Raw genomic sequence first — 10,398 nt, 5'->3', positions numbered from 1 at the left:
CAAATCCGTCACACACCAAGGCTGAGACCTGATGCCGAGCCGATTGTGGTGAAGTGGATGATCCTATGCTGTCGAGAAAAGCCTCTAGCGAGTTTCATGGCGGCCCGTACCCTAAACCGACTCAGGTGGTCAGGTAGAGAATACCGAGGCGTTCGGGTGAACTATGGTTAAGGAACTCGGCAAAATGCCCCCGTAACTTCGGGAGAAGGGGGGCCACGCCCGGTGATCGGACTTGCTCCGTGAGCTGGGGGTGGCCGCAGAGACCAGCGAGAAGCGACTGTTTACTAAAAACACAGGTCCGTGCGAAGCCGTAAGGCGATGTATACGGACTGACGCCTGCCCGGTGCTGGAACGTTAAGGGGACCGGTTAGTCACATTTCGGTGTGGCGAAGCTGAGAACTTAAGCGCCAGTAAACGGCGGTGGTAACTATAACCATCCTAAGGTAGCGAAATTCCTTGTCGGGTAAGTTCCGACCTGCACGAATGGCGTAACGACTTCTCGACTGTCTCAACCATAGGCCCGGTGAAATTGCACTACGAGTAAAGATGCTCGTTTCGCGCAGCAGGACGGAAAGACCCCGGGACCTTTACTACAGTTTGATATTGGTGTTCGGTTCGGCTTGTGTAGGATAGGTGGGAGACTGTGAAGCCGTGACGCCAGTCATGGTGGAGTCGCCGTTGAAATACCACTCTGGTCGTGCTGGATGTCTAACCTCGGTCCGTGATCCGGATCAGGGACAGTGTCTGATGGGTAGTTTAACTGGGGCGGTTGCCTCCCAAAGGGTAACGGAGGCGCCCAAAGGTTCCCTCAGCCTGGTTGGCAATCAGGTGTTGAGTGTAAGTGCACAAGGGAGCTTGACTGTGAGACCGACGGGTCGAGCAGGGACGAAAGTCGGGACTAGTGATCCGGCGGTGGCTTGTGGAAGCGCCGTCGCTCAACGGATAAAAGGTACCCCGGGGATAACAGGCTGATCTTCCCCAAGAGTCCATATCGACGGGATGGTTTGGCACCTCGATGTCGGCTCGTCGCATCCTGGGGCTGGAGTCGGTCCCAAGGGTTGGGCTGTTCGCCCATTAAAGCGGTACGCGAGCTGGGTTTAGAACGTCGTGAGACAGTTCGGTCCCTATCCGCTGTGCGCGTAGGAATATTGAGAAGGGCTGTCCCTAGTACGAGAGGACCGGGACGGACGAACCTCTGGTGTGCCAGTTGTCCTGCCAAGGGCATGGCTGGTTGGCTACGTTCGGGAGGGATAACCGCTGAAAGCATCTAAGCGGGAAGCCTGCTTCGAGATGAGTATTCCCACCTCCTTGAGAGGGTAAGGCTCCCAGTAGACGACTGGGTTGATAGGCCGGATGTGGAAGCCCCGTAAGGGGTGGAGCTGACCGGTACTAATAGGCCGAGGGCTTGTCCTCAGTTGCTCGCGTCCACTGTGTTAGTTCTGAAGCAACGAACACGCCCCCTGCGGGGTGCGGCGGTTCGTGAACTTCATAGAGTTTCGGTGGTCATAGCGTTAGGGAAACGCCCGGTTACATTCCGAACCCGGAAGCTAAGCCTTTCAGCGCCGATGGTACTGCAGGGGGGACCCTGTGGGAGAGTAGGACACCGCCGAACACCTGCCCTTTTAGCTCAGTCGGTAGAGCGTCTCCATGGTAAGGAGAAGGTCAACGGTTCGATTCCGTTAAAGGGCTCAAAGTAAGAAGGCCCCCGCCTTGTGGCGGGGGCCTTCTTGCGTTTCCGGGAGTTGTGGTGCTGCTGGCGATCCCCTTTCGGGGATCGCCGGAGGCTCAGCTGTCGTGCGGTTCGTGCAGGCGCATCGCCAGGATGGCCATGTCGTCGGAGGCGGGGGCCTGGGCGAAGCGCTCGACGGCGCGGAGGACACGGGAGGCGACTGCGCCGGCCGTCAGGCCCGTGCAGGTCTTCAGGACCTCGGCCAGGCCGTCGTCGCCCAGCATCCGGGAGCCCTCGCGGCGTTCCGTCACGCCGTCCGTGACGCAGAGGAGGACGTCGCCCGGGTCGAGCGTGACCGTCTGCTCGTACAGCTCCAGGTCCTCCATGACGCCCAGGAGCGGCTGCGGTTCGGCCGCGGGCTCGACCGTGCCGTCCGGGCGGAGGCGCAGCGGGAGGGGGTGGCCGGCGCAGACGACCTTGAGGATCGCCGAGCCGTCCTCCTGCGGGCGCATCTCGCCGTAGAGGAGCGTCAGGAAGCGGCTGCGGGCGCCCTCGTCGAGGATCGCCGCGTTCAGCCGCTCCAGGACGGCGGGGCCGCCGAAGCCCTCGCGGGCCAGGAGGCGCAGGGCGTGGCGGGCCAGGCCGGTGACGGCGGCCGCCTCCGGGCCCGTACCGCAGACGTCGCCGATGGCGAATCCGTACGCGCCGTCCCGGATGGGGAAGAGGTCGTAGAAGTCGCCTCCGACCTCGTTGCCCTCGCCGGCCGCGCGGTAGATGACGTCGACCTCGACGCCCGGGATCGTGGGGAGGCCGGGCGGGAGCAGGCTGCGCTGGAGGGACTGGCTGATCGCCACGCGCTCCGAGTACAGGCGGGCGTTGTCCAGGGCCAGGGCGGCCCGGCGCGAGAGGTCCTCGGCGAGCTCCAGGATCTCCTGGCGGAAGTGGTCCTCCGAGGGCCTGCCGAGGGTCAGCATGCCGATGACCCGGTTGCGGGCGACCAGCGGCAGGACGACCGTCTCGCCGGCGACCGCGCTCGCGGTGGCGAGAGTGTTGTCGATGCCGGAGGAGAGCGGGCTCGCGGGATGGTCGAGGGCGCGGACCGAGGCGGTCAGCGCGGCGCGGTGCGCGGCCTCGCCGGGGGCGGACCAGACGCGGGCGCCGGGGGTCGGCACCGGGTCCGGCGGGGCGATGGAGGAGAGCAGGGCCTTGAGGCCGTCGATGCGGTCCTCGTCCTCGTGGAGCACGTACGAGAGGTACGGGTCGGAGGCCTGGTCGGCGATCGTGTAGACCGCGCACCAGGTGGCGAGGGTGGGGACCGTCATCTGGGCCATGAGGGCCAGGGTCTGGTCGCGGTCGAGGGTGCCGGCCAGGAGGTCGGAGGCCTCGACGAGGAAGCTGAGGGAGCCGCGGCGCAGACGCTCCAGCTCGCCGAGTCGGGCGGACTCGACGGCCAGGGCGATGCGGTCGGCGGCGAACTGGAGGCGGAGCGCCTCCTCGTTGGAGTAGCGGTTCGCACCCTCGGCGGCCACGCCGAGGGAGCCGGTGAGCCGGCCCTCGACCTTGAGCGGGACGGTGACGACCGAGCGCATGCCGGTGCCTTCGAGGAGCGGGACGGCGCCGGGGACGGCGGCCAGGTCCTCGTGGACGGCGGGCATGCGGGCGGAGCCGTAACGGCTGGCGCCGGTCTCCACGGGGACGCGGGCGAAGCGCTGGCGGGCGGCCGGGAGGCCGGTGGTCGCCCGTACCTCCAGTTCCGTCTCGTCGTCGGTGGCGAGCAGGAGGAAGGCGGCGTCGCCGTCGAGCATGTCGCGGGCGCGCTCGACCGTGCGCTGGAGGAGGCCGTCGAGGTCGTCGGGGGCCGGGGAGCCGATGAAGACCTCGAAGGGGTCGGCGGCGCGGCTCTCGGCGCCCGGATCGACGGCGGGGCGCTGGGGGGTCTGGAGGACGGCGCGCTCGTGCTCCCGTACGAGGAGGCAGACGGTGGAGGGCTCGCCCTGGGCGTCGCGGACCCGGAGGTGCGAGGCGTAGACGGGGATCACGCGGCCGTCGGCGCAGCGGATGCCGTAGCTGCCCTCCCAGCGGGAGAGGCGGAGGGCCTCGGCGAGGCCGGTGCCGATGCCGGGGGTGTGGGGCCAGGCGGCGAGGTCGCCGAGGGGTTTGCCGGTGACCTGCTCGGCCTCGTAGCCGAAGAGCTCCTCGGCGTCCTCGTTCCAGGCGGTGATCGCGCCGCCGCGGTCGATCTGGGCGACCGCGACGCGGACGCGGCTCTCGGCGACCGGGAGGAGGGCGTTGGGCAGGACGGGGCCGGCGGAGCGGGTGCCGACGGGGCGCTGGGGAAGGTCGAGGTGGAACCAGACGTGTTTGCGGGTGGGGGAGTAGTCGACGCCCCAGCGGTGGGCGAGGGCGGCGCAGAGGAGCAGGCCGCGGCCGTTCTCGCGGTCCGGGCTGCCGAGGGAGCGGCCGCTCTGGACGGGGATCTCGCGCTCGGGGTAGCGGTCGGCGACCTCGACGCGGACGCTGTCGTCGGAGCGGAGGCAGAGGACCTCGGCGGAGGTGCCGGCGTGGATGACGGCGTTGGTGACGAGCTCGCTGGTGAGGACGACGGCGTCGTCGACGAGTTCGGGGTGTCCCCAGCCCTGGAGGGTGTCCCGGACGAAGGCGCGGGCGGCCGCGACGGACCGCCCGACGGGCTCGAAGGTGGCAGTCGCCCGCGCGGTGATCACAGCACTCCTCGTACGCGTCTCGACGCCCGGCTCTGCCATGCTCGGTCTGTCCCTCCCGCTGCCCGGTGGTCGTGCGCACGCCACACCGCCCCCGCCGGGCGGACCGGGGCGGCTGGACAGCCGGATGCCAGGTTACTTACCTTCGCTGTCCGAGCGGATGCCGGTCACCGTTGATTCCGTCCCTAGAGGGTAGGGACGCTGTACGAAGCTGCCGAACTGTTATCGCCTGGTTCGGTCACGGTGAAACACTGGGCAGGCTGACGGCGAGAGCCGGAGCGGTACGGTCGACCCCTTTCGGGAGGGACACGGTGGAGTCTGGCACGGCGACGCGGCGCGGCGGAGGCAGTGGCACGCGCGCGAGGGGCGGGCGTTCCCGTGGGGGGACGGTCCAGGTGGACGCGGCGGCGCTGGAGCGGTTGCTGGCCGCCCTGGTGTCGATGCGGGACGGGAACTTCCGCAGGCGGCTGACGGTGTCCGGCGACGGGGTCATGGCGGAGATCTCCGCCGTGTTCAACGAGGTCGCCGACCGGCAGATGCACGTGACGGGGGAGCTGTCGCGGGTCCGGCGGGTGGTCGGCCGTGAGGGCAAGCTGTCCGAGCGCCTGGAGGCGGGGGCCAGCGAGGGGGCGTGGGCGGCGGCGATCGAGGCCGCGAACGCGCTCGTCGACGATCTGGCCCGGCCGGTGTCCGAGGTGGGGCGGGTCCTGTCGGCGGTGGCCGAGGGCGATCTGGACCAGCGGATGGACCTGCGTTCGGAGAGTGCGGACGGGACCGTGCGGCCGCTGCGCGGGGAGTTCCTGAAGGTCGCTCGTACCGCCAACAACCTGGTGGACCAGCTGTCGGTGTTCGCCTCCGAGGTGACCCGGGTCGCCGTCGAGGTGGGTACGGACGGCAAGCTGGGCGGGCAGGCGCAGGTGCGCGGGGTGTCCGGTTCGTGGAAGGACCTCACGGACTCGGTCAACACCATGGCGAACCGGCTGACGGCCCAGGTGCGGGACATCGCGCTCGTGACGACGGCGGTCGCGGACGGCGATCTGTCGCAGAAGGTCACGGCGAACGTGGCCGGCGAGATGCTGGAGCTGAAGAACACCGTCAACCGGATGGTGGACCAGCTGTCGTCGTTCTCCTCCGAGGTGACCCGCGTCGCGCGCGAGGTGGGTACGGAGGGCGAGCTCGGCGGTCAGGCCGAGGTGGCCGGGGTCGCCGGCGTGTGGAAGGACCTCACCGACTCCGTCAACACGATGGCGGGAAATCTCACCAATCAGGTGAGAGGGATCGCGGAGGTGACGACGGCGGTCGCCAATGGTGACCTGTCGCAGAAGGTGCGGGTCTCCGCGCGCGGCGAGATCGCCCAACTCGCCGACACCATCAACCAGATGACGGAGACGCTGCGGACGTTCGCCGACGAGGTGACCCGGGTGTCGGGCGAGGTCGGCGCGCAGGGTCTGCTGGGCGGTCAGGCGCAGGTGCCGGGTGCCGCGGGGACGTGGAAGGACCTCACGGACTCCGTCAACACGGTCTTCCGGAACATCACCACGCAGGTGCGGGACATCGCGCAGGTGACGACGGCGGTGGCCAACGGCGATCTGTCGCAGAAGGTCACGGTGGACGTGGCCGGCGAGATGCTGGAGCTGAAGAACACCGTCAACACGATGGTGGACCAGCTCTCCGCCTTCGGTTCCGAGGTGACCCGGGTGGCCCGGGAGGTCGGCGTCGAGGGTCTGCTCGGCGGCCAGGCCGAGGTGCCGGGCGCGGCGGGGACGTGGAAGGACCTCACCGACTCGGTGAACACGGCCTTCCGCAACCTGACCGGTCAGGTGCGGGACATCGCGCAGGTGACGACGGCGGTGGCCAACGGCGATCTGTCGCAGAAGGTCACGGTGGACGTGGCCGGCGAGATGCTGGAGCTGAAGAACACCGTCAACACGATGGTGTCGCAGCTGTCGTCCTTCGCGGACCAGGTGACCCGGATGGCCCGGGACGTGGGCACCGAGGGCCGACTGGGCGGTCAGGCGCGGGTGGACGGGGTGTCCGGGCGCTGGCGGGAGCTCACGGACTCCGTGAACTTCATGGCCGGCAACCTGACCTCGCAGGTGCGGCAGATCGCGCAGGTGACGACGGCCGTGGCCCGTGGTGACCTGTCGCAGAAGATCGACGTGGACGCGCGGGGCGAGATCCTGGAGCTGAAGAACACCATCAACACGATGGTGGACCAGCTGTCCGCCTTCGCGGACCAGGTGACCCGGGTGGCCCGTGAGGTGGGCACGGACGGGCGGCTGGGCGGTCAGGCGCAGGTGCCGGGCGTGGCCGGTGTGTGGCGTGATCTGACGGACTCGGTGAACGGCATGGCCGGCAACCTCACCACCCAGGTCCGCAACATCGCGCAGGTCGCGACCGCCGTGGCCCGTGGTGACCTGTCGCAGAAGATCGACGTGGACGCGCGGGGCGAGATCCTGGAGCTGAAGAACACCCTCAACACGATGGTGGACCAGCTGTCGAGCTTCGCGGACCAGGTGACGAGGGTGGCCCGTGAGGTGGGCACCGAGGGCATCCTGGGCGGTCAGGCCGAGGTGCAGGGCGTGTCCGGCACCTGGAAGGACCTCACCCAGTCGGTGAACATGATGGCGAACAACCTGACCTTCCAGGTCCGGAACATCGCCGAGGTCACCACGGCGGTCGCCATGGGCGACCTGTCGAAGAAGATCACGGTCGACGCCAAGGGCGAGATCCTGGAGCTGGTGACGACCGTCAACACGATGGTGGACCAGCTGTCGAACTTCGCCGACGAGGTGACGAGGGTGGCCCGTGAGGTGGGCACCGAGGGCATCCTCGGCGGCCAGGCCCGGGTGCGCGGGGTGACCGGCATCTGGAAGGACCTCAGCGACAACGTGAACCTGATGGCCAACAATCTGACCAGCCAGGTGCGCAACATCTCCCGGGTCTCCGCGGCCGTCGCCAACGGCGATCTGACGAAGAAGGTCACGGTCGAGGCGCGAGGCGAGGTCGCCGAGCTCGCCGACACCGTCAACACGATGGTGACGACGCTGTCGTCGTTCGCCGACGAGGTGACCCGCGTCGCGCGCGAGGTGGGTACGGACGGCATCCTGGGCGGTCAGGCGCGGGTGCCCGGGGTGTCGGGCACGTGGCGTGATCTGACGGACTCGGTGAACGGCATGGCCGACAACCTGACCGGTCAGGTGCGCCAGATCGCCGCCGTCACCACCGCCATCGCCAAGGGCGACCTCACCAAGAAGATCGACATCGACGCGCGCGGTGAGATCCAGGAGCTGAAGAGCACCATCAACACGATGGTCGACCAGCTCTCGAACTTCGCCGAGGAGGTCACCCGGGTCGCCCGCGAGGTGGGTACGGACGGGCAGCTGGGCGGTCAGGCCCGGGTCCGTGACGTGGACGGCACCTGGCGGGACCTGACCGAGTCCGTGAACGAGATGGCCGGGAACCTGACCCGTCAGGTGCGGGCGATCGCGGCCGTCGCCACGGCGGTGACCCGGGGCGACCTCAACCTCAAGATCGACGGTGTCGACGCGGCGGGCGAGATCCAGGCCCTCCAGGAGAACATCAACACCATGATCGCCAACCTGCGCGACACCACCCTCGCCAACGAGGAGCAGGACTGGCTCAAGGGCAACCTGGCCCGCATCTCCGGCCTCATGCAGGGCCGGCGGGACCTGGACGACGTGGCCTCGCTCATCATGAGCGAGCTGACGCCGGTGGTCTCGGCCCAGCACGGCGCCTTCTTCGTGGCCATGCCGACGGGCTCCGCGCACAGCGACGCCGAACTCGTGGGCGAGGGCGACGGCGCGTACGAGCTGCGGATGCGCGGGAGCTACGGATACTCCGCCGGGTCCATGCCGACCTCGTTCCGGCCCGGGGAGACCCTCATCGGGACGGCGGCGGAGGAGAAGCGGACCATCCAGGTCAACGTGCCGCCGGGCTACCTGAAGATCTCGTCGGGGCTCGGCGAGGCCGCGCCCGCGCACGTGATCGTGCTGCCGGTGCTCTTCGAGGGGAAGGTCCTCGGCGTGATCGAGCTGGCGTCCTTCCAGCCGTTCACGCAGATCCAGCGGGACTTCCTGAACCAGCTCGCCGAGCTGATCGCGACCACGGTCAACACCATCAGCGTCAACACCAAGACCGAGGTGCTGCTCCAGCAGTCGCAGAAGCTCACCGAGCAGCTCAAGGAGCGGTCGGCGGAGCTGGAGCACCGGCAGAAGGAGCTCCAGGGCTCCAACCTGGAGCTGGAGGAGAAGGCCGAGCTGCTCGCCCGGCAGAACCGCGACATCGAGGTGAAGAACACCGAGATCGAGGAGGCCCGGCAGGTCCTCGAGGAGCGGGCGGAGCAGCTCGCCGTCTCCATGCGGTACAAGTCGGAGTTCCTCGCCAACATGTCGCACGAGCTGCGCACGCCGCTCAACTCGCTGCTGATCCTGGCCAAGTTGCTCGCGGACAACGCCGAGACCAATCTGACGCCGAAGCAGGTCGAGTTCGCGGAGACCATCCACGGCGCGGGTTCGGACCTGCTCCAGCTGATCAACGACATCCTCGACCTGTCGAAGGTCGAGGCGGGCAAGATGGACGTCTCGCCGACCCGTATCGCGCTCGTCCAGCTCGTCGACTACGTGGAGGCGACGTTCCGGCCGCTCACGGCGGAGAAGGGACTCGACTTCTCGGTGCGGGTCTCGCCCGAGCTGCCGGCCACGCTCCACACCGACGAGCAGCGGCTGCTCCAGGTCCTGCGCAACCTGCTGTCCAACGCGGTGAAGTTCACCGACACGGGCGCGGTGGAGCTGGTGATCCGGCCGGCCGGCGCGGACGTGCCGCAGTCGATCCGCGAGCAGCTCCTGGAGGCCGGCTCGCTGCGCGATCCGGAGGCCGACCTGATCGCCTTCTCGGTCACCGACACCGGGATCGGGATCGCGGCGAGCAAGATGCGGGTCATCTTCGAGGCGTTCAAGCAGGCCGACGGCACGACCAGCCGGAAGTACGGCGGTACGGGTCTCGGGCTCTCGATCAGCCGGGAGATCGCGCGGCTGCTCGGCGGCGAGATCTTCGCGGCGAGCGAGCCCGGCCGCGGTTCGACGTTCACGCTCTACCTGCCGCTGAGCCCGACGGAGCTGCCGTCGAGCGGCTACGGGCAGGGCGCGCAGGACGCCGACGATCCGCAGCAGGAGGCCGAGGAGGGGACGGCCGGGGCCGTCCACCCGTTCCCGCACTTCCCGCCGACGCCCGTACGGACGGAGGCGCGGTCCGGGGCCGGGGCGCTGTTCCGGCACCGGCGGAAGGCCGCGGCGGAGGCGACCGGGGTGCGGAGCGCGGTTCCCGGGCAGTCCGGGCAGCAGAGCGAGGCGGACCGGGAGGAGCCGGAGGCCGAGCCGCGCCGTACGTTCAACTTCTCCGGCGAGAAGGTGCTGATCGTCGACGACGACATCCGCAACGTCTTCGCCCTCACCAGCGTCCTGGAGCAGCACGGCCTCGCGGTGCTCTACGCCGAGAACGGGCGGGAGGGCATCGAGGTCCTGGAGCAGCACGACGACGTCACGGTCGTGCTGATGGACATCATGATGCCGGAGATGGACGGGTACGCCACGACGACCGCGATCCGGCGCATGCCGCAGTTCGCGGGACTGCCGATCATCGCGCTGACGGCGAAGGCGATGAAGGGCGACCGGGAGAAGGCGATCGAGTCCGGCGCCTCGGACTACGTGACGAAGCCGGTCGACCCCGATCACCTGCTGTCGGTCATGGAGCAGTGGATGCGGGGCGAGTGACTCCGCACCGGGGATCCGCGCCGCGCCCGGCGCGGATCCCCGGGCTCCGCCGGGGCGCGCCGGCAGACTGTCGCCAGGGGCGTGTGAGAGGGCGGGATACGGGGAACCTTCTGGTCTCCCACCGCGTTTCTGCTACGTGCACAGTGACATCGCGGTGACAGGGTGTGGCGACGGGCGGGGTGCGGCTACGATGACCGGCACAAGGACGGACGGCGCT

Annotated in this window: 2 protein-coding genes, 1 tRNA gene and 2 rRNA genes (1 of these 5 running past the window's edge); 4 read left to right on the top strand and 1 reads right to left on the bottom strand. The window is 68.8% G+C overall.

Translation table 11 applies throughout. The features are described from left to right. The 3 genes from BLW86_RS10475 to BLW86_RS10465 form a co-directional block, all read left to right on the top strand. Positions 1 to 1,413: ribosomal RNA gene (locus tag BLW86_RS10475) — 23S ribosomal RNA — on the top strand; it begins 1,709 nt to the left of the window's first position. 82 nt (positions 1,414 to 1,495) lie between these two features. Further along, positions 1,496 to 1,612, top strand: a 5S ribosomal RNA gene (gene rrf, locus BLW86_RS10470). Between the two features lie 4 nt (positions 1,613 to 1,616). Then, positions 1,617 to 1,689, top strand: a tRNA-Thr gene (locus BLW86_RS10465). A 96-nt stretch (positions 1,690 to 1,785) separates the two neighbouring features. On the opposite strand, the gene BLW86_RS10460 is transcribed toward BLW86_RS10465, so the two are convergent. Then, positions 1,786 to 4,431, bottom strand: a complete 2,646-nt coding sequence (locus BLW86_RS10460) for a SpoIIE family protein phosphatase (RefSeq protein ID WP_093873788.1) — start codon at positions 4,429 to 4,431, stop codon at positions 1,786 to 1,788. 353 nt (positions 4,432 to 4,784) lie between these two features. Here BLW86_RS10460 and BLW86_RS10455 point away from each other — a divergent pair, with 353 nt between their 5' ends. Then, positions 4,785 to 10,181 carry a HAMP domain-containing protein gene (locus tag BLW86_RS10455; RefSeq protein ID WP_093873787.1) on the top strand — a complete coding sequence of 1,799 codons (5,397 nt, stop codon included), beginning with the start codon at positions 4,785 to 4,787 and terminating at the stop codon, positions 10,179 to 10,181. Positions 10,182 to 10,398: the final 217 nt, after the last annotated feature.

The sequence above is a fragment of the Streptomyces sp. TLI_105 genome (assembly GCF_900105415.1).
In the GTDB taxonomy this organism is placed as follows: domain Bacteria; phylum Actinomycetota; class Actinomycetes; order Streptomycetales; family Streptomycetaceae; genus Streptomyces.
Note: the sequence above shows the minus strand (reverse complement) of the source record. Positions and strands in the feature narration are given on the sequence as shown.

Coding starts and splice junctions, on each gene's coding strand:
- BLW86_RS10460 (WP_093873788.1), bottom strand. CDS start 4,431: ATGGCAGAGCCGGGCGTCGAGACGCGTACGAGGAGTGCTGTGATCACC.